The following is a 19,570-nucleotide window of genomic DNA, read 5'->3' on the forward strand; positions in this document are numbered from 1 at the left end:
TTAATTGGTGATCTAGTGTAACCTGATATTGAGCCATGAATAAATACTCCCCTCTGGAATGGTCTAGGCAACTTCTTCTAGATGAGTATTTACTTCATGGCTTACTTTTTATGAAGTTCTTCATTTTACACAATTATATGGACTCAACTCTTTTTGATGAATTAACAGGGGAAATTCCCGTTAGCGTAGGGATTCTCGTAACAATTGAAGGGATTTACGTGTGAAAAATGGATTTAGTAAAGGGTTTGGGTAACATTTGCGTGAATCGCGCGTAAAAAATTGAGTTAGCGTAGGGATTTCTCGTACCAATTGAGGGGAAATCCCGTGTGAAGAATCGAGTTAGTATAGGGAGTTTCGTATCATGGGAAAATTCATACGAAGAATCCAGTCAGTATAAGGATTTAGGTAATAAATTAGTGAATTCAGTGTGAAAATTTTCAGTTGGCGTAGGGAGCTTAGTAACGAGTGGCGAAGCAAGCTTGACTTTGGCAGCAGCGAAAGCGTGGCGCCAATTTGTAAAAAAGAGTCGTGGAAATTAGACGGATAAGTGTTGACGGATGGAAAACATCATGTTAAATTTAATTTATCCTATTGAATTAGTCGGAAATGAATAATGACACTTGCATCGTCATTCATGGCAATGGTTTCGCTATATTTGATTGCAAGTCGCGCTCGCTAGAAAACTGGAGGCGCATGCCAACCGAATGCCGAATCGGTTGTCGTGCGCCTTCTTTTTATTCAAAGGAAGAGGAGATGGGGATAGTGAGTCATGTTGGTTTTGGAGCTAATGCTCAGTCACTTGAGCAGCAATACAGTAAAGAGGTTGCCGATGCAAGAAGCCCTGATTATCCTGTACACCCGCTTATTCTGAATCGATGGTCGCCACGATCCTACTCGGAGCAGCTTGTGAGCGATGAAGAGCTTTATACGGTTTTGGAAGCTGCAAGGTGGGCGCCATCGTCCAGCAATTTGCAGCCATGGAGATTTTACGTGGCAAGGGAAGAAGCCGAGCATGAGCAGTTCCGCAAGTTCATCGTGCCTGGCAACCGCTTGTGGACAGACCACGCACCCGTGCTGCTGCTTCTAGCTTCTGAAGCGGTTAAGCAAGATGGCAATCCGAATGTGTCGCATGCTTTCGATACAGGAGCTGCTTGGGCAACTTTGGCGCTGCAAGCAAGGCTGCTTGGTCTATCGACTCGTGCCGTTGGAGGATTTGACCGAGCGGAAGCACGCAAGATTTTAGAAGTACCTGAACATATTGCACTGCATGCCGTCATCGCACTCGGTCATCGTGGAGGACTTGATACGCTCGATGAAAAGTTTCGCGATAAAGAAATTCCGAATGGGCGTCGTCCCTTGGCTGAGAGTCTATTGGAGATTAAGGTAGATTAAACGGCAAATGCTTTCTGGAAACCCGTGTGACCATGCATTTGGTTTGATGGCACTTATACATTTAGTTTGAAAACACTCATAAATTTGGAGAGGATGTTGAATATGTCCAGAACGGTTGAGGTTGCTGATGAATGGTTGAAGCGAATACAGGATCAATTGGCAGGCGTTCAATATGGCATCGTTCAAATTACGATTCATAATGGTCAAATTGTACAAATTGATCGGACGGAGCGCAGCCGTTACGAGGTGGAGAAGCTGCCATCTGCTGCTCGCAAGCAAAGATAACCGTTTATAAGTGGAGAGGATGCGTATGAAGAACGATAGGAGCTCCAGTTTATATGAATGGCCGGATCTTGCCTTTCATCATTACTGCTTGCAAATGTATCGGCTGAACCGTGGTGTCTACAATACCATTGATCAATGGCTGTATGACAACGGTTATGCTGGAATTAAAGGCCGGCGGAAGATGATTATTCAGTTTCTAGATCACATGATCAAGCTGCAGGCGGAAGAAGGCCGTAAGTATTTATCTTTTGGCAAAGGAAATTTGGTCGCTCAGCTTAGCCAATTTGCTGCTGAACACGAAGTTCCGGTAATAAGAGCCTTGGCCGCATACTAATAATGAATATATTCGACCGGAAAACCGGAGACATTTTGCAAATGCAAAACCTGTCTCCGGTTTTTTTTTGTACAAAATTTGAGGAGGATAACGAACATGGAATATCGTAAATTGGGAAGAACAGGACTAAAAGTATCTGAGGTGAGCTTAGGTACGATGGCGTTTGGAAGATGGATTGATGAGGAGGCATCTGCTGGAATTTTGGATGCCGCGCTGGATCATGGCATTAACCTCGTGGACACTGCTAATGTATACGGGGAAGGTGAGTCGGAACGTATACTGGGCAATTTGTTAAAAGAAAGACGTCACCAAATTGTGCTGGCAACCAAAGTTCATGGCCGCGTAGGCGAAGGGGTAAATGATTCGGGGCAAAGCCGCTATCATATTTACAAGGCTGTTGAAGACAGCTTGAAACGGTTGAAAACCGATTATTTGGATCTGTATCAGGTACATCGATTTGATCCTAATACCCCTCTTGAAGAAACGCTTCGAGCTTTAGATGATCTGGTGCGTCAAGGGAAAGTAAGATACATAGGCGCTTCTAATTTTGCTGCATGGCAGCTTGCGAAGGCTCACGGTATAAGCGCGCTGCATAGCCTGCATCGCTTCGAAAGTCTCCAACCGGAATACAGCATCATCTCGCGTGAAATTGAGAAGGAAATTATACCTTTTGTGCAATCGGAGCAAGTAGGCGTTATCGTTTATAGTCCGCTTGGCAGAGGAATACTCTCTGGCAAGTATAGGGTTGGAGAAGCGCCGCCTGAAGGATCACGGCTTGCGGCAGGCGAGCAAAGGCTGGAGGAGCTTTTGAAGAAAAATGCAATTCCAGTTGCTGAGGCGATTAGACCTTTGGCGGAAGAAAAGGGCCTTACTCAAGCGCAATACGCATTGTCTTGGGTACTGAGTCGTCCTGGCATTACTTCGGCAATTCTAGGCGCTTCAAAGCTTGAGCATATTACGGAAGCTGCAAAAAGCTGGGATGTTAAACTAAGCGCTGAGGAACTGGCGAAGGCTGATGAAGCAACCTCCAATTTGGAGTCGGCAAAAGAAGCCATTCCGAGCTAATTCTATAATGGAATACATTCTACCGTATAAATGGAGGATATCAGAGCAGTGTGTGATATCCTCATTTTTTTATCAAGTTCGGATGGGAGGCGGTAAGCATGGCGGGAGTAACGATTAATCATCTATACAAAAGATATGGCAAAGACAAACACGCGGTTGTGCAGGATTTCCAGCTGGAAATTAAAGATAAGGAATTTATCGTATTCGTCGGTCCTTCCGGCTGCGGCAAATCGACGACATTAAGAATGATTGCCGGGCTTGAAGAGATCTCCGAAGGCGAAATTTATATTGGAGAGCAGCTCGTCAATAAGCTACCTCCGAAGGACCGTGATATTTCGATGGTTTTTCAGAACTATGCCCTCTACCCCAATCTAAGTGTATATGAGAATATTGCGTTTGGACTGAGGATGCGCAAGCTTCCTAAGCATGAGATCGATTTGGCGGTAAAAAATGCTAGCCGAATTCTGGAGATTGAGCCGTATTTAAATCGCAAGCCAAAGGAGCTGTCGGGCGGTCAGCGCCAGCGGGTGGCGCTTGGCAGAGCTATCGTGCGTGACCCGAAGCTGTTTTTGATGGATGAGCCGTTGTCTAACTTAGATGCCAAGCTTAGAGTAACAATGCGTATGGAAATAACGAAGCTGCACAAAAAATTAGGCACAACCTTTATATTCGTTACCCATGATCAGGTCGAAGCGATGACGATGGCGGACCGTATTGTCGTGATGAAGGGCGGACTCATTCAACAATGTGATACGCCGGAGCTGATCTACTCCAAACCTTCGAATACGTTTGTTGCGAGCTTCATAGGTTCTCCTCAAATCAATTTCATTCATGGACGCGTGCAGGAAAATCCGCAGGGGCGATTAGAGTTTCATACGAATCGTTTTCAACTGAAGTTAAATGAAGTGATGGAGGATATTTTACGCAAAAATAACCAACTAAACAAATCGGTGATATTAGGTATAAGGCCGGAAAATGTGAAGCTGGAAGGCTTGTTCTCGGAGACGATCATTACCGGAACCTATAAGGACAATGAACTTATGGGCGCTGATCGTTTTCTTTATTTAGACATCGGACAGGAGAAGCTGCTCATTGCACGCGTCGATCCCGATAATCGTTTTGCTGAAAATGAGAAAGTGAAAGTAGAGCTTGATATATCGAAGGCTCATTTCTTTCATAAGGATACGGGTGAAAGATTTACAGAATGATCGGTATTTGCGAAGGAGGGAGGCGGCTTAACCTTTATGAATAAGAAACGGAAATGGCTTGTCTATGGTGCCAGTATTGTCATTGCAGCATGGCTGCTTAATGCTGGAGCGGCAGTAAACTCAGAATCTGGAGACAAAACCGATACGGTCCAATATGACAAGCTCGTAACTACATTTAATTATGAGGTTGATCCTTATTTTAGCGATGCGCTGGCAGCATGGCAGGAGAAGGGCCTGAGCAATGCAACAACTTCAATTCAGCTGGATGCAGCGAAGCCATCTCGTGTATCGAATGAAGAGGAGATCAAAGCAGGCGATTATGACGGTAAATCAAACATACTGATTTGGAATACAAGGAACACAGGATGGGTTGAATATCAAGTTGACGTTGCAGAGAGTGCGCTGTATGAAATCCACGTATCTTATAACCCTCTGAAGGATGGAAGAAAGGGACCGATCGGGTGGGAGGTAACGATAGATGGCCAAAGGCCGTTTAGGGAAGCCTCTTCCATATCCTTATATCGGACATGGGAGGATGTGCGCCCTATTCTGAAGAACTCAGACGGCGATGAAATTCGTCCTCGTTCGATTGATGTGTCGGGCTGGAGCGAGAAGCCGTTAACGGATTCAGGAGGGGCATATGCGCAGCCTTTGCAATGGCATTTCGAACAAGGAACGCATACCATTCGATTGCAAGGGTTTGACCCCGTTGTGCTTGAGCGAATTAAGCTTGTTCCGAGCAAGCAAATACCTGATTATGCTGAAGTTAAGGCTGCGTATTCCGATACGCCTTCTCTTGCGGGCGATGTATTGACGATTCAAGCGGAGGATTTTACGAGCAAAAATGATACGGCAATAAAGCTATTTTCGGATAAAAACTCACGCACGCTGCCGCGGTATACGGGAAGAATTATTTACAATACGGTCGGCGGTCCGCGCTGGCTTGAACAAAACCAGGAAATCTCATGGTCGTTTGAGGTGCCGGAGAGCGGCTTGTACAAAATAGGCTTTCGCGCTCTGCAAAATACGATAGCTCAGAAAACCTCCTACCGGGTCGTTCGAGTGGATGGAGAGGTACCGTTTACGCAATTTTTAGCGTATGGCTTTCCTTATTCTACTGGTTGGAACGGAATGATTTTGCAGGACGAAAAAAAGAATCCGTATTTGCTTAATCTAGAGAAGGGCAAACATACGTTGTCGCTAGCCGTCACACAATCGCCTATTAAGTCTATCGTTGTGGATGTCGAGAAGCTGATCGCTCATTTGGATGCGATTGACTGGGATTTGCGTACGATTACAGGCTCGAGCTCGAAGAAGACCATTGACCGCAATCGTACGTGGAACATGGAGCAGGACTTCCCAGGGATGACTGACAAGATGGCGCTGGCAGCGGATGTCATGGAGTCACTGTCGAAGCGGGTAGTTAAAGCAAATGGCAACAAGGATTCAATCAGTCAAGGACTCGATACATCAGCAAAGGATTTGCGAGCATTGCTTAAGAAGCCTGAAGAAATTCCTTATCAGGTCGAAGAGATTTCTTCGATGAGAGAGAAATTCGGTACTTTTATCGATACACTGCTCAAGCAATCGCTGCAGCTGGATGAGGTTTATATTATTCCCGAGAAGACGGATGCTCCGAAAATGGAAGCTGGTTTTTTTGGCCGGCTATGGGGCAGCGCTCAAAACTTTATTTACTCTTTCGATGCGAGGGACAGCCTTAACGATTTGGACGACAAGAAGCTGAACATTTGGGTTCAGCGCGGCAGGGATTATGTGGATCAGCTGCAGCAGCTTGCTGATGAGTCGTTCACGCCAGAAACAGGCATTGAGGTAAAGGTGAACCTGCTTCCAAATGCTGAGCTTTTGCTTATGTCTAATGCAGCTGGCGTGCAGCCGGATATTGCCCTTGGCTTGACGCAGGATTTGCCAGTCGATTATGCCATTCGCGGTACGCTGCAGGATTTAAGCAAGTTTGAAGATTTTGATCAGTTGTATCCGAAGTTTAGTCCGGGATCGTGGCTGCCGCTGCACTACGATGGCGGTTATTATGGCGTGCCGGAAACGCAGTCGTTTCAAGTTCTCTATTACCGCAAGGATATTTTGAAGCGTATTGGAGCTGAAATTCCCGAGACATGGGAGGACGTATATCAGCTATTGCCTACGCTGCAGCAAAACTTTATGAACTTCTACGTAAATCCGAAGGAGTTTACGCATTTCTTCTATCAAAATGGCGTCGAGTTTTATGAACCCGGCGGTGTGAAATCAGGTCTCGATGGTCCAGAGGCTTATCGTGCTTTCAAGCAATGGACGGATCTATTTAATACATACGCTGTGGAGCGGGAGGTGCCGAGCTTCTATCAGCATTTCCGCAGCGGAACGATGCCAATCGGCATATCGGATTACAACATGTATGTGCAGCTTTCGGCTGCTGCGCCTGAGCTGAATGGACGCTGGGGCATCGCGCTTATTCCCGGTACGAAGCAGGCGGACGGATCGATAAGCCGCTGGGCTGGCGGGGGGCAGCGTACGGGTGTCATTTTTGACAAGTCCAATAAAAAAGCAGAGTCATGGCAATTCCTAAAGTGGTGGTTGTCAGCTGAGGTGCAGGAGCAATATGGCTCTGATTTGGAAGCGGTCAATGGCGTCGCTTTCCGCTGGAATACGTCCAACGTGGAAGCCTTCACGCATCTGCCGTGGAAAAAGGAGGATGCTGAAATTATTTTGAACCAGTGGAAATGGTATAAGGATATTCCGAATGTGCCCGGCGGATATTTCTTGGAACGCGAGATTCATAATGCATGGAATCGATCCGTTGTTGGAACAGCGAATTATATGTCCTCCTTGGAGCAAGCCGTTCGGGACATTAACCGCGAGCTTCTAAGGAAGCAGCAGGAATTTGGCTACATCAATGAGCGAGGCGAACAGGTGAATAAGCTGGACATTCCTATTGTCGATCAGCCTTGGGAAGGGATTGATCGTTATGTGGAGTAGATTATGGTCGTATCGTATTTCGTATTTGTTTATCGCGCCGTTTCTGATATGCTTCGCTCTGTTTATCGTTATTCCGATTCTTGCCGCGGTAGGCTTAAGCTTTACCTATTACAACGGGATTGAGCCTCCTCGCTTTATTGGCTGGAGCAACTTTCAGTATTTGATCGCGCAGGATCTGCTGTTCCTAAAATATGCGCTGCCCAATACATTTAAGTTTGCTGTCATTGTTGGTCCCGGCGGTTATGCTGCCGCCTTCCTGCTCGCATGGCTTATTTCACGGCTGCGCGGCGGCGTTCGCAAGTGGGTGGCGCTTGCGATGTATACGCCATCGCTTACCGTTGGCATAGCGATGACGATTATCTGGCTTCCCTTGCTGTCGGGCGATCGCATTGGCTATTTGAACAGCTTTCTATTAAAAGCAGGCCTTATCGACGTGCCAAAGTTATGGGTGACCAGTCCAGAGTTTCTTATGAACTCGATGATCGTCGTCACATTGTGGTCGAGCATGGGTGTAGGCTTCCTAGCAATGCTGGCGGGTATTCTTAACGTGGATACGATACTTTATGAGGCAGGAAGAATCGACGGCATCAGAAACAACATACAGGAGCTATGGTATATTACGATTCCGTCCATGAAGCCGCAAATGCTGTTTGGCGCCGTAATGGCGATTGTTACGACCTTTAAGACCGGATCAATTGGTGTTGAGCTATCCGGTCAAAACCCGACGCCCGAATATGCCGGGCATTTGATCGTGAACCATATTAACGATTATGGTCTCATCCGTTTTGAAATGGGTTATGCGGCGACGGTTTCGGTGTTTCTTCTTATATTTATGTATTTCGCGAACAAGCTCAGCTGGGGATTGTTCGGTACGAAGGAGGAGTAACAGCTGAAACAATCAAGCCTTGGTATAAAAATAAGCTTTAATCTGTTCATGCTTATCATATCCGTCATCATGATCCTGCCGATCATTTATATTTTTAATCATGCCTTCAAGCCTTATCATGAATTGTTCGTCTATCCGCCGACCTTCTTTGTGAAGGAGCCGAACATTCAGAACTTTGTTGAGCTCTTTTGGGTAACGTCCAATTCAATCGTTCCGGTATCGCGCTATTTGTTCAATAGTTTGTTCATTTCGGCTGCGAGTGTTGTTGGCGTGACGACTGTGAGTGCGCTTTGCGCTTATCCGTTGTCAAAACATCCTTTTCCGGGCCGCGCATTCATCTTTGCTACGATTATTCTAATGCTGATGTTTACGCCGGAGGTTATTCAAATTCCGAGGTATTTGGTCGTCAGCCACCTTGGCATTATGAATACGTATTGGGGGCATTTGCTGCCCGTACTTGCTTTGCCGGTGGGCGTGTTCCTGCTCAAGCAATTCGTGGATCAGATTCCTGATTCACTGCTGGAGGCTGCACGAATAGACGGGGCAAACGAATTTATCGTATTTGCTCGTATCGTCATTCCGATGTGTATGCCGGCCATCGCAACCGTTGCGATACTCTCCTTTCAGAACTCTTGGGGCAACGTGGAGACATCGATGCTGTTCATGCAGGACGATGAAATGAAAAACTTTCCGTTTTTCCTATCGACATTGACCAATAACTTGGCGAACAATGTGGCACGTCAAGGCGCCGCTGCTGTAGCAGCGCTTATTATGCTCGTTCCGAATTTAATTTTCTTTGTTATTTTGCAAAGCAAGGTCATTTCGACAATGGCGCATTCCGGTATTAAATAAGGGGGAAATCGTTTGAAGAACAGGAGGCTGCGGATTCGTCCGATCATTATAATCCTGATTACGGCGATTTACATAGCTTGGCCCATCTCACCGGCCACAGCCTCGCAGTTACCGTACGAAACCTACTATAAGGATGGATTCGGACAGCTGGTGAAGACGCAAGCGGCTTACATTCCTGCTGGCATTATTGGCACGGATGTTGAGATTACGGAAGCAAACCAAGCTGCGGGAGCCGAAGGGAAAACAAAGCTGCAGCTTAATCAGCCCAAGGATCTATTTGTGGATGATAAGGATCATATTTACATCGCAGACACGGGCAATAATCGAATCGTACACTTGGATGAGCAAGGCCAATATATTCGTGAAATCAAAGTAACAGAAAGCCCCCTCAAGAAGCCAAGCGGCATTTATGTCGATGAGGCTGGAGAGATTTACGTTGCAGATACGGGCAACAACCGGGTTGTAAGGCTCGATCAAGAAGGCAAGCTGCTAAAAGCATTTGGCCGTCCGGAGTCCAGCTATTTGCCGCCGGCTTTCAAGTATGATCCGGTTAACCTCATTGTAGATAAGCGCGGCTTTATTTATGTAACGACGCTTGGCGCTTTTCAAGGCTTGGTGCAGCTTGATCCAGAGGGCAATTTCATTAGTTTTTTTGGGCCGAATCGCGTAAGCTTCTCTTTGTTTGATGCATTTAAGCGATTTGTATATACGCGGGAAATGTATCAAAGGGAGCTTAAGAAGCTGCCTGGAGCTATCGCCAACTCAACGATAGACAAAAACGGATTTATTTATACGGTGACGAAGGAAATTAGCGCGGATCAGGTGAAGAAGCTCAACATCGCGGGTCTCGACCAGCTGGTAGGCAAAGGTGAATTTGCTGCCCTGCAGCCGGTGCGTTCTTACGGAGAGGTATTTCACAGAACGAAGCAAAGTGTAAGTCCCCAGCTCAATGATATTACGGTGGATGCTGCCGGCAACTTTACTGTGATCGACTCTGTAGGCAATATGATTAGTCAATATGATTCGAATGGCAATCTGTTGTTTTTCTGGGGCGGGGATGTCATTACCGCTACGTCCAAGACAGGAATCGTCAAAGCGCCAGCAGCTATTGCGAGCAATTCCAAGGGTGAGCTGCTCGTGCTGGACAGCGTCAATAATTTCATTCAAGTGCTGCGGCTGTCTGAGTTCGGCCATCTCGTCCACGAAGCGAATCAATTAACGCAGGAAGGCAGATACGAGCAAAGCGAGCCGCTCTGGAGCGAGGTTCATCGTTTAAATGCACAATATACACCGGCACTGATCGGTTTGGCGAAGGCCGCTTACAAAAAAGAGGAGTACGCAAGATCGGAGCAGCTGTTTTATCAGGCAGGCGTAGTAGGCGGCTATTCAGAATCCTTTTGGCAAAATCGGTTGACGTGGTTCCAGAAGCACTTTGGCGTCCTCATGAATGTGGCGCTCGTGCTTGGCATCGTGTATCTTCTCTGGAATGTTTTATCCAAAAAGCTTCGCTTAAAAGGCAAACCATCAGCTAAACGCAGTGCTAGGCATCCGATACTTGAACAGCTGCAGCATATGTTCTATTTAATAAAACATCCTGTAGACGGCTTCTATGCTATTCGGTACGAAAACAAAGCAGGATGGTTAAGCAGCATACTGATACTTGTATTTGCATTAGCATCGTACGGATATATGCAGGCGGGCACAAGCTTTGTCTTTAACCCTGCTGTGCATGTCGGTATTGATTTGTTTCCCATTACGATTCAATTTATCGGAATTTGGCTCGGCTTTGTCGTCTCCAACTATTTAATCAGCTCGCTTCTTAGAGGTGAGGGACGGTTCCGAGACGTATTTTATGGCAGCTGCTATGCCTTATTTCCGATTATTCTCATCGGTATACCTGTAACTCTACTCTCGAATGTACTGACCTTAAACGAGCTGGCGATCTTTAAGTTTTTGAAGCTGTTTATCGTTTTATGGGTAGTATTCCTGTTCATATGGATGGTGCAAGGCATACACAACTATACCTTCATCGAAGCTATTTTTATTATCCTCTTATCGTTGCTTGCGCTTGCGATAATCGTCATTCTTATTTTCATCTTGATTAGCCTAAGCATAGAATTGGTCAACTTTATTAATTCCTTATATCAGGAGGTGATCATCCGATGACTGTACGCAAAATAAACATAAAGCTCGTTATGAAGCTGCTGCTCTTAGCTGTTTTGCTGACCGGTATAGGATGGTTTGCTCTTGTGGCGGTCGGGTTATGGGGTAAACCCGCCGACGTGGCCGTAGTTGCTGCAAATCCATTTGAAACGAAAGGCACTGTTCCCTATAAAGCGGGATTGCCAGTTGAAGCAAATTTTGAGCAAATCGCAGAATCAGACCAATTACTGTTGCTTGTAGATAAGGAATCAGCTCACTTCCAAGTAATCAATAAAGCAACAGGGAAGATATGGCGTTCCTATCCAGAGCCGAAGTATTGGGAGGAAGAAACGGTACCGAATACGTGGAAAAATAATTTAACTTCTCCCGTCATCATTGAATACGTAAATGCTAAAAACTACAAATCCTCTTCTGTAACTGCCGGATTAATCGAGAACCAAGGTTACTTGGAAAACTTCCAGGCTGCGGAAAATGGATTTTCGGTCACCTTCGCGCTGCCGAAGGTGCAGTTGAAAATTCCGATTGAGGTGCGTCTGCACAAGGACTATGTAGAGACGAGAATTTTGGATGAGGGAATCGTCGAAGGCGCTTTAAGCTTATTGAATATTAAGCTTTACCCTTTGTTTGGGGCTCAGCCGTCTGCTGGCCAAGAGGGTTACCTTTTGCTGCCGGACGGCTCCGGCTCGTTGATCCATTTTGAGGCAGATCGCTTGATGCAGCAGTTGACCTACAATGAGAGTGTTTATGGGCAGGATCTATCCTATTACAACGAAAATACAGGCAGACAGGGGATTACGATGCCTGTATTCGGCTTAAAGTCAGGGGATCAGGCGTTTGTTGCGATCATCTCCGAAGGGGAGTCGTTCGCGAATGTTTATGCAGCGCCGTCAGGCGCGGTGGGCCGCTCGAACTGGGTGACGACCGAATGGCAGTATCGGAAAAAGTTTTTCCAAAGTGTAAGCAAGAGCACGGGTGAAGGCTTCTATACATACAGCGGCGATAAGTTTATAACGAAAGCTCGCGCAACGCGTTATTATCCACTGCTCCCTAATAAAAGCGATTATGCTGGCATGGCGGAGGTTTATCGCAATTATTTGATTCAAGAGCAGGGTGTAAAACCGCTGGAAACAAACAAAAAAGACATTCCGCTGTTTGTAGATATTGTAGGCGCAGACATCGAGAAGGGGCTTTTTGCAGATTCATATTTAAAAGCGACTACGACAGAAGAGGCGACCGAGCTTGTTCGTTCGATTTATGACAGCGGCATTCAGCATCTGCAAATTCAATTCTCAGGGTGGCAGCAGGACGGTTACAGCACGCATGGCGGCTACTTTCCTGTAGATAAGCGCTTAGGTGGAAACAAAGGGATGAAAAGCTTTATCTCCTTCGCTCATACCTTGGATATTCCTGTTTATTTGACGGCGAATTATACGCTCAATACGAATGGCGATGATCGGTTCTGGTGGAGGCGCGACGGCTTGCGCAATTTGGCAGGAACGGTGCTGGAGGAAAGGGGAAATGAGGACCAGGATGCAGCGAAGTTTGTAAGCCCGAGGTTTTATGAGAAGGTGGTCTCGGCCGATTTGAACAGCTATAAGAGCTTGGGAGCAGACGGCATCTATTTCGAGGATGGCATTGGCAAGCAGGTCAATACGGATTTCAACAGCCGATACTTGGCGAGCAGGGCAGAGGTTGTCGATGTACAGCGCAGCATTTTGAACAAGAGCAAGGAAGCACTCGGGTCGCTTGTGGCGAATAATGTGAATTTCTATGCGCTAGCTCAAATCGACCATATCCATCGCCTAACCGCTGATTATTCGTATGATGTCTTCATCAGTGAAGCGATTCCTTTTGCCCAAATCGTTCTCCATGGCTTGCGCACATATTCGCTGGAATGGTCTAATTTGCGCGATGAGTTTGATGATGAGCTGCTCCGCAGCATTGAATATGGGGCATACCCTGCTTATGTGCTTAGCGGCGACAAGGCAGCTGATTTGAAAAATTCCTATTCCTACTGGTATTACAGCTTGAACTATAAGGATTGGATCGATCATTTAAGTGCTGAATATGCCAAAACCAATGAGGCGCTTGCAGCTGTGCAGGAGCAGTTTATTACGGGACATCGTACGCTCGCTCCAAATGTGAAGGAAACAGAGTATGGCAGCGATTATCGCATTATCGTCAATTATAATCAGACCGATTACAGCAAGAATGGCATTATCGTTCCAGCAAAAGACTTTGTCGTCATAAAAGGAGGAACGAAGCCATGAGATGGAGTCGCAAGCTGGAAAATACGACAGTTAGGAAGCTCGAAGGCTCCCTGTTTATCGCGCCTTGGGTGTTTGGCTTCCTCGTTTTTGTGGCGTTCCCGCTCGGCTATTCGCTGTACATGAGCTTTCATCAGGTGAAAATTACGGTGAGCAGCGTCAACTATACGTTTATTGGACTCAGCCATTACCGGGAAATTTTGATCGCGAACGGAAGCTTGCTCTATGAGGAGCTGTTCCCGTTTCTAAGGGAGTCTGCCATGATGATTCCGATCATTCTTGTCTTTTCCCTGTTTGTCGCCATTTTGCTTAATTTGCGTTTTCCAGGCAGAACGCTGTTTCGGGTCATCTTCTTTTTGCCTGTTATTTTCTCCTCTGGCCAGATTGTGCAGGAGTTTATTGCGCAGGGGGAAGGCTCTCTCAGCATTATGGAGACGCTGCGTATCGACTATTATTTGCGTGAATATGTTCCGGGATCATGGGCGGCTCCGATTCAAAAGGTCATGAGCTCATTTGTTCTCGTCCTTTGGTATTCAGGCGTGCAAATCCTTATTTTCCTTGCTGGACGCCAGACGCTGCCAGCATCTGTGTACGAGGCTTCCCGTATTGACGGCTCGGGACCTTGGAATACATTTTGGAAAATAACGCTGCCCGGTCTTGTCCCTTATATCTTCTTGAACTTAATGTACACGGTAGTCGATTTATTCACCTTCCCATCCAATCCGATTGTCAGCCGAGTGAATACGAGCAATTATGGCAGCTCCAGCGCTTTGGCATGGATCTATTTCTTAATCATCCTAACCTTCGTACTCTTGACCTTATTGCTATACAGCCGAGTGGATAAGTCGCTTTCAGGAAAACGATAAGTGGGAAAGAGAGGTGAGCGTTCATGAAAATTGTGAAAAAAGGAAATGAGATTGCGGCTAATCTATATAGCGATGAAAAGCTGCGAAGAAGCTTGATTGGTCTCAGGTATCGGCTGCTTGGAGCAGAAATTGATAAGGGCATTCTCTTCAAGCTGTTTGTTTATATTATTCTGATTAATGTCGCCTTCATCTATATGAAGCCGATTCTATACATGGTGACGACGATGGTTAAGGATGCGAGAAACATTCTTGACCCAACCGTTATTTGGGTGCCGCGGTCCATATTTTTGGGGCATCTGCAGCAGGCGAGTGAAATGCTGAATTACACGAAGAGTTTCCTCATCAGCGTCTCGCTGGCTTCTTCCGTAGCGGTGCTGCAGGTATTCTCCTGTGCAATTGCCGGTTATGCGTTCGCAAGGCTGGAGTTCCCCTTCAAAAAAGTATGGGGAGCTCTGCTGTTGTTTACGTTTATTATGCCGCCGCAAATTACGATTTTGCCATCGATCATGCTCTTTAAAGAGTTCGGCTGGCTGAACACGTTTTTGCCGATGGTTGTCCCCGCTCTATTTGGCCATGGATTGAAAGGAGCAATGTTCGTTATCATCTATCGATCCTTCTATTCCACACTGCCCAAAGAGCTGGATGAGGCTGCGCGTATGGACGGAGCAGGCCCTTTCCGCCTGTTCTTTCGCGTCATGTTTCCGCTGTCGAGGTCGGCTACCGTTGTGGTCGTACTATTTTCCTTCGTTTGGAACTGGAATGATTTTTACTTTCCGTCACTCTTTATGTTTACTGCGGAGAACGTACCTCTCTCCATTACGCTGGCAAGAATGGCTGGCGAGATGAAGCTGGCTGAAGGGGCAGGGGAGATTACGGTTTATGCCGAAGCGATCAAGATGGCGGCCTCTTTCCTAATTATTATGCCGCTGCTTGTCGTGTATTTGTTCGCTCAGCGGTGGTTCATTGAAGGGGTTGAACGGACAGGATTGGTAGAATAGTAAATCAAAAAAACATTGACATTACGAAGTTGAGATGATAAATTCTTAGCACTTACTATAATACTTATAAAACCAATTTGTTTAATTGGAAATAATCGACCGGATAGCCGGAGATTGCCTTAGGGCAGCTCTGGCTATTTTTTTTGGGAATTGAACAACGGTAATTAATTCGAAAATGACTTAAGGGGAGTCGTGCGATGAGTGGATCGGAGAGAAAACTAAATCTTAATGCGTTTCTGGCCGCATCAGGCCATCATGAAGCATCGTGGCGGCATGCGGATACGCAGCCGGAGCGAGGCGTTGATATTAAGCATTACTTGAAGCTGACTCAAATTGCCGAACGCGGCTTGCTCGATTCTGTATTTCTGGCGGATGGCTACTGGGCGGGATCGGGATCGCTTGAACCGTTCACCATGCTGTCAGCATTAGCAGCAGCAACCAAACATATCGGTCTAATTGCAACGGTAGAAACGACCTATAATCAACCGTTTCATATCGCAAGGAAGTTTGCATCCTTAGACCATATTAGCAAGGGTCGTGCAGGCTGGAATATCGTGACGGGAGCGGGACCTGCTGCAGAGCAGTTCAGCAGGGAACAGCATCCGGAGCATCATGATCGTTATGAATCAGCGGAGGAATTTGTAGAGATCGTCAAGCAGCTGTGGGACAGCTGGGAGGATGACGCGCTGCCAAATGACAAGATCAGCGGCATCCTGATCGACGAAGCCAAGGTTCATACGATTGATTATGCTGGGAAGTATTTCAAAGTAAAGGGACCGCTAAATATCGCGCGGCCGCCGCAAGGTTATCCTGTACTCGTCCAAGCGGGCTCATCTGAGACGGGCAAGGAATTTGCCGCTAAGCTGGCGGAGGTTATTTTCACTGCTCAACTAACCTTCGAGGAGGCAGCAGCTTTTTATAAAGACGTGAAGTTACGTTTGGCGAAGTATGGCAGGACGACGGATCAGCTGAAAATATTGCCTGGACTTAGTCCGATATTGGCGGATACAGAGGCAGAGGCGCAGGATCTGGAAAATGAGCTGTTTGCGCTTATCGATCATGAAGGGGCGATTAAGCGGTTATCGGGTCGCTTAGGCGTTGATTTGTCTAATCATTCACTTGATGACCTTGTCAATCTGGATGGCGCACAAACGACAGATCAGGTAAGCGGCATGAAGAGTCGTCACCAGCTTATTTTGGATTTAGTAGAACGCGAACAGCCGACGCTCAGGCAATTGATCAATCGCTTAGCAGGGGCAAGAGGGCATTTTACTTTTACGGGTACACCGCTGCAGCTGGCTGATGTCATTGAAAAGTGGTTCAAGAATGGGGCGGCCGATGGCTTTAATGTGATGCCACAGGTGTATCCAAGCGGGCTGGAGCGCTTTGTCGATAAAGTTATCCCTGAGCTGCAAAATCGCGGATTGTTCCGTACATCCTATGAAGAGCAAACGCTGCGCGGAAATCTAGGTTTAGCGAGACCTACAAATAGCTGGCAGGCCAAAAAAACGGAAGAAGAGGTGCATTCCTAATGAGTGAAGCGAGTCGAAAGGTTCATTTGAATGTTTTTTTGAGAGCGACAGGCCATCATGCGGGAGCTTGGCGGCATCCAGATGCGCGTCCGGATTTGGAGCTGGATATTGATTACTTAGGGCAGCTGGCTCGAATCGCTGAGCGTGGCAAGCTGGATTCCGTATTTTTAGCAGATGGATATGCAGGCGGCGGCAGCAAGCTGGAGCCGTTCACGCTGCTCGCAGCACTTGCTTCTGTAACGGAGCATATCGGCTTGATTGCGACAGTCGGGACCGTATATAACGATCCGTTCCATGTCGCAAGGCAGTTCGCCTCGCTGGATCATATAAGCAGCGGCAGGGCTGGCTGGAATATTGTGACGGGTGCGGGCTCAGCTGCCCATAACTTCAGCAGAGACGAACATCCAGAGCATGCGCAGCGCTACGAGACGGGCGAGGAGTTTGTGGAAGTGGTGAAGCAGCTATGGGACAGCTGGGAAGACGACGCCCTTATTTTCGATAAAAAAGCGGGTAAATTGCTGGATGCAAATAAGGTACACGAGATCAACTTCAAAGGCCATACCTATTCGGTGAAGGGACCGCTTAATATTCCGCGTCCGCCGCAAGGATATCCGGTGCTCGTGCAAGCAGGCTCCTCCGAGCAAGGCAAGGAGCTGGCAGCGAAAACGGCGGAGGTTATTTTTACGGCGCAGCAAACGTTCGATGCAGGCCGTGCCTTCTACTACGATGTGAAATCACGTTTAGCGAAGTATGGGAGAACCGTTGATGGGCTCGTTATTTTGCCAGGGCTCGCTCCGATTGTGGCTGATACGGAAGCGGAAGCGCGCGAGATCGAGGAGGAGCTGCATGCTTTTGTAGATACAAGGCGTGCACTTGATAGCTTATCGGAGCGATTCACGGTGAATTTGAATGATTATCCGCTCGATGCGCCGGTGCCGCTGGGTAAAGCAAAACCTGCTGAGGAGTTCAACGGCATTCGCAGCAGGCAGGAGGTTATTATCGATGCGGCGCGCAGAGAAAGCTTTACGATTCGCCAGCTTCTTTATCGCAGCAATGGAGGACATGGGCATATCACGTTTACCGGGTCTGTGCTTCAAACGGCGGATTTTATTGAAAAATGGTTTAAAAACCATGCGGCTGATGGCTTCAACGTGTTGCCGCAGCTCTTTCCTACAGGGCTTGAGACCTTTGTAGACAAGGTCATTCCAGAGCTGCAAAACCGTGGGTTATTCCGTACCGAATATGAAGGCAAGACGCTTCGTGACAGCTTAGGGCTACAGCGTCCTGCCAATACGCGCCATCTTCAGCAAATATAAATAAATAATAGAAATGAGAGGATATAGGATGAAGAAACTAGGGGTTATTATCGTCATATTTGTTCTTGCAGCATCGATCTCCGCATGCGGGGGAGACAATAACGCACCTGCAAAGCAGAATGATGCATCAGGTAAGAAGGAGGCAACGAACAGTGCGACCGAAACGGCGGATTTCAAGAAGCTTGGGGATGAGCCGCTAAAATTATCGTTTTATTCCACTGGCGCTACCTTTACGGACGTGGAATTCGAAGCGATGATTGCAGGTCCCATTCATGCGAAGTATCCGAACGTAACTATTGAACGAATTACGCCAGCCGCGACGACAACTCCGGAGGAAGTGCTGTCCACACATGTGCCGGACATTATATTTGGCAGTGTGCAGCAGCGCGTTATTCGGACGGGTGTATATCAGGATTTAAGAGAATTAATCAAAAAACATCATTTTGACGAGAGCCGTCTCAAACCGATTGGCTACGACTATATCAAGGACATAACGAAGGGCAAAGGAGATGCGGTTCTCGCGCTTCCTTTCAATATCAATCAGCATGTTTTGTATTATAACAAAGATATTTTTGATAAATTCGGCGTTCCTTATCCAACCGAGAAGCAGTTGACATGGGACGAAGCGGTCGAGCTTGGCACGAAGCTGACCAGAACAGAAAACGGCATTCAATATATCGGGCTTGTTGTAGATAATTTAACTGGTTTGGGTAAATCGCTGGGCATTCCTTACTTGAACCGCGAGACGGGGCAGGCTGCGCTCGATACGCCGGAATGGCTTCGTGTCTTCGAGCTGCAGAAGAAGATTTTTGAAATACCAGGTTATGTAGCGCAGGACGGCACATGGAACTGGACTCGTGACCATTTCATGAAGGACCAAAACATTGCCATTCGGGTTTCTTGGCTTGCCAATATGGTTGGTCCGCTTGAGGAGCTGCGCCAACAAGGTGTGGAGTTCAACTGGGATATTGCGCCGGCGCCAAACTTCAGCGATCAGCTTGGCAATACAAGAGAAGCGCAAATCCATTCTATTGCGATCAACAGCCAAAGCCCGCATCAAGATGAGGCGTTTCAAGTGATCGCGGAAATTTTATCGGATGAGGGGCAGCGGATTATTGCTAAGAACGGACGTGTTCCAGCTATTATCAATCCGGAACTGGAGAAGGATTATGGCTTAGAAATACCGGTTCTACAAGGCAAAACCGTTCAGAATGTTTTTATTGGGAAGCCCATTCAAGAGCATTTCATTCATCCTTATGAATCGAGCATTACGATACGGCTTACCGAAGCAGCTGAGGATCTTGCCATCCATGGTCTAGATGTTAACTCGGCTATACGCAAAGCAACGGATGCGATCAATAAAGATGTAGAGACTTTAAAAACGACGATCGGTCAATAAGCAGACGATGGAGAGG

At 47.0% G+C, this 19,570-nt stretch carries 15 protein-coding genes; all 15 read left to right on the forward strand.

Annotated elements, in window-relative coordinates; translation table 11 throughout:
- Positions 1-762: 762 nt before the first annotated feature.
- The 15 genes from AC1DOV_RS29720 to AC1DOV_RS29790 all read left to right on the forward strand — a co-directional run bounded on the left by AC1DOV_RS29720 (position 763) and on the right by AC1DOV_RS29790 (position 19,554).
- Positions 763-1,392 carry a nitroreductase family protein gene (locus tag AC1DOV_RS29720; RefSeq protein ID WP_477551775.1) on the forward strand — a complete coding sequence of 210 codons (630 nt, stop codon included), beginning with the start codon at positions 763-765 and terminating at the stop codon, positions 1,390-1,392.
- A 102-nt stretch (positions 1,393-1,494) separates the two neighbouring features.
- Entirely contained in the window at positions 1,495-1,677 is a 183-nt protein-coding gene (locus AC1DOV_RS29725; RefSeq protein ID WP_076269036.1) for a YezD family protein, read from the forward strand.
- A 25-nt stretch (positions 1,678-1,702) separates the two neighbouring features.
- The gene (locus AC1DOV_RS29730; protein ID WP_477510657.1) at positions 1,703-2,011 is read left to right on the forward strand and encodes a hypothetical protein; all 309 of its coding nucleotides are present in this window, start codon (positions 1,703-1,705) and stop codon (positions 2,009-2,011) included.
- A gap of 96 nt (positions 2,012-2,107) precedes the next feature.
- Entirely contained in the window at positions 2,108-3,076 is a 969-nt protein-coding gene (locus AC1DOV_RS29735; protein ID WP_477510656.1) for an aldo/keto reductase, read from the forward strand.
- Between the two features lie 98 nt (positions 3,077-3,174).
- Positions 3,175-4,284 (forward strand): ABC transporter ATP-binding protein, encoded by a 1,110-nt coding sequence (locus AC1DOV_RS29740; RefSeq protein WP_477510655.1) that lies wholly within the window; start codon positions 3,175-3,177, stop codon positions 4,282-4,284.
- A 36-nt stretch (positions 4,285-4,320) separates the two neighbouring features.
- Positions 4,321-7,275, forward strand: a complete 2,955-nt coding sequence (locus AC1DOV_RS29745) for an extracellular solute-binding protein (protein ID WP_477551776.1) — start codon at positions 4,321-4,323, stop codon at positions 7,273-7,275.
- Entirely contained in the window at positions 7,265-8,161 is an 897-nt protein-coding gene (locus AC1DOV_RS29750; protein WP_083682186.1) for a carbohydrate ABC transporter permease, read from the forward strand. The genes AC1DOV_RS29745 and AC1DOV_RS29750 overlap by 11 nt, the downstream gene beginning before the upstream one ends.
- 48 nt (positions 8,162-8,209) lie before the next feature.
- Positions 8,210-9,013, forward strand: coding sequence for a carbohydrate ABC transporter permease (locus tag AC1DOV_RS29755; protein WP_477510653.1), 804 nt, complete (start codon positions 8,210-8,212; stop codon positions 9,011-9,013).
- A 12-nt stretch (positions 9,014-9,025) separates the two neighbouring features.
- Positions 9,026-11,179, forward strand: coding sequence for an SMP-30/gluconolactonase/LRE family protein (locus AC1DOV_RS29760; protein WP_477551777.1), 2,154 nt, complete (start codon positions 9,026-9,028; stop codon positions 11,177-11,179).
- Positions 11,176-13,446, forward strand: coding sequence for a DUF5696 domain-containing protein (locus AC1DOV_RS29765; RefSeq protein ID WP_477551778.1), 2,271 nt, complete (start codon positions 11,176-11,178; stop codon positions 13,444-13,446). The genes AC1DOV_RS29760 and AC1DOV_RS29765 overlap by 4 nt, the downstream gene beginning before the upstream one ends.
- Positions 13,443-14,309 carry a carbohydrate ABC transporter permease gene (locus tag AC1DOV_RS29770; RefSeq protein WP_076269028.1) on the forward strand — a complete coding sequence of 289 codons (867 nt, stop codon included), beginning with the start codon at positions 13,443-13,445 and terminating at the stop codon, positions 14,307-14,309. The genes AC1DOV_RS29765 and AC1DOV_RS29770 overlap by 4 nt, the downstream gene beginning before the upstream one ends.
- A gap of 23 nt (positions 14,310-14,332) precedes the next feature.
- Positions 14,333-15,307: a carbohydrate ABC transporter permease gene (locus AC1DOV_RS29775; protein WP_339204716.1), complete on the forward strand. Its 975-nt coding sequence runs from the start codon at positions 14,333-14,335 to the stop codon at positions 15,305-15,307.
- A 197-nt stretch (positions 15,308-15,504) separates the two neighbouring features.
- The gene (locus AC1DOV_RS29780) at positions 15,505-16,839 is read left to right on the forward strand and encodes an LLM class flavin-dependent oxidoreductase (protein ID WP_477551779.1); all 1,335 of its coding nucleotides are present in this window, start codon (positions 15,505-15,507) and stop codon (positions 16,837-16,839) included.
- On the forward strand, positions 16,839-18,155 hold the full coding sequence (locus AC1DOV_RS29785; RefSeq protein ID WP_477551780.1) for an LLM class flavin-dependent oxidoreductase: 1,317 nt from the start codon (positions 16,839-16,841) through the stop codon (positions 18,153-18,155). The genes AC1DOV_RS29780 and AC1DOV_RS29785 overlap by 1 nt, the downstream gene beginning before the upstream one ends.
- 28 nt (positions 18,156-18,183) lie before the next feature.
- Positions 18,184-19,554: an ABC transporter substrate-binding protein gene (locus AC1DOV_RS29790; protein ID WP_477551781.1), complete on the forward strand. Its 1,371-nt coding sequence runs from the start codon at positions 18,184-18,186 to the stop codon at positions 19,552-19,554.
- Positions 19,555-19,570: the final 16 nt, after the last annotated feature.

It is taken from the genome of Paenibacillus sp. 01T47 (genome assembly GCF_056398245.1).

Excerpts from the sequence above, each read along its gene's own strand:
- AC1DOV_RS29745 (WP_477551776.1), top strand. The coding sequence starts at position 4,321 with ATGAATAAGAAACGGAAATGGCTTGTCTATGGTGCCAGTATTGTCATT.
- AC1DOV_RS29770 (WP_076269028.1), top strand. The coding sequence starts at position 13,443 with ATGAGATGGAGTCGCAAGCTGGAAAATACGACAGTTAGGAAGCTCGAA.
- AC1DOV_RS29750 (WP_083682186.1), top strand. The coding sequence starts at position 7,265 with ATGTGGAGTAGATTATGGTCGTATCGTATTTCGTATTTGTTTATCGCG.
- AC1DOV_RS29740 (WP_477510655.1), top strand. The coding sequence starts at position 3,175 with ATGGCGGGAGTAACGATTAATCATCTATACAAAAGATATGGCAAAGAC.
- AC1DOV_RS29725 (WP_076269036.1), top strand. The coding sequence starts at position 1,495 with ATGTCCAGAACGGTTGAGGTTGCTGATGAATGGTTGAAGCGAATACAG.
- AC1DOV_RS29735 (WP_477510656.1), top strand. The coding sequence starts at position 2,108 with ATGGAATATCGTAAATTGGGAAGAACAGGACTAAAAGTATCTGAGGTG.
- AC1DOV_RS29775 (WP_339204716.1), top strand. The coding sequence starts at position 14,333 with ATGAAAATTGTGAAAAAAGGAAATGAGATTGCGGCTAATCTATATAGC.
- AC1DOV_RS29780 (WP_477551779.1), top strand. The coding sequence starts at position 15,505 with ATGAGTGGATCGGAGAGAAAACTAAATCTTAATGCGTTTCTGGCCGCA.
- AC1DOV_RS29765 (WP_477551778.1), top strand. The coding sequence starts at position 11,176 with ATGACTGTACGCAAAATAAACATAAAGCTCGTTATGAAGCTGCTGCTC.
- AC1DOV_RS29730 (WP_477510657.1), top strand. The coding sequence starts at position 1,703 with ATGAAGAACGATAGGAGCTCCAGTTTATATGAATGGCCGGATCTTGCC.
- AC1DOV_RS29755 (WP_477510653.1), top strand. The coding sequence starts at position 8,210 with ATGCTTATCATATCCGTCATCATGATCCTGCCGATCATTTATATTTTT.
- AC1DOV_RS29785 (WP_477551780.1), top strand. The coding sequence starts at position 16,839 with ATGAGTGAAGCGAGTCGAAAGGTTCATTTGAATGTTTTTTTGAGAGCG.
- AC1DOV_RS29790 (WP_477551781.1), top strand. The coding sequence starts at position 18,184 with ATGAAGAAACTAGGGGTTATTATCGTCATATTTGTTCTTGCAGCATCG.